Genomic DNA, 422 nt, shown 5'->3' with positions numbered 1-422 from the left:
CATTAGAAGCAACAGTAACAAATGAAACAACAACAAATGTTAAATCAGAAGGAACAGCATCAATTTTAGATAGTGATGAAGAGCCTCAAATTATAATATCTGATTCTGTAGTAAATGAAGAAGATGGTGTATTATCATTTGTAGTGAGTTTAAGTAACCCAAATTCACAAATTGTAACAGTAGATTTTACAACAGCAGATGGGACAGCGTTAGCAGGTTCAGATTATGAAGCACAAAATGGAACAATAACATTTGCTCCAGGTGAAACTTCAAAGATAATTACAATACCAGTAATAGATGATAATATTTTTGAAAATCCAGAAAGCATGTTTGTTAATTTAACAAATGCAGTAAATGCAACTATATCTGATGAACAAGGTGAAGGGAAGATTCTTGATAATGGAGATATTCCAACATTAAGT

The 422-nt window shown here is 31.3% G+C and carries 1 protein-coding gene; it reads left to right on the top strand.

All coding sequences use genetic code 11. The annotated features are described in order from the left end of the window. The coding region (locus tag KO488_RS14700; protein WP_216059564.1) for a Calx-beta domain-containing protein at positions 1-422 on the top strand (422 nt) is incomplete at both ends.

It is taken from the genome of Poseidonibacter lekithochrous (assembly GCF_018861145.1).
Lineage (GTDB): Bacteria > Campylobacterota > Campylobacteria > Campylobacterales > Arcobacteraceae > Poseidonibacter > Poseidonibacter lekithochrous_A.
Note: the sequence above shows the minus strand (reverse complement) of the source record. Positions and strands in the feature narration are given on the sequence as shown.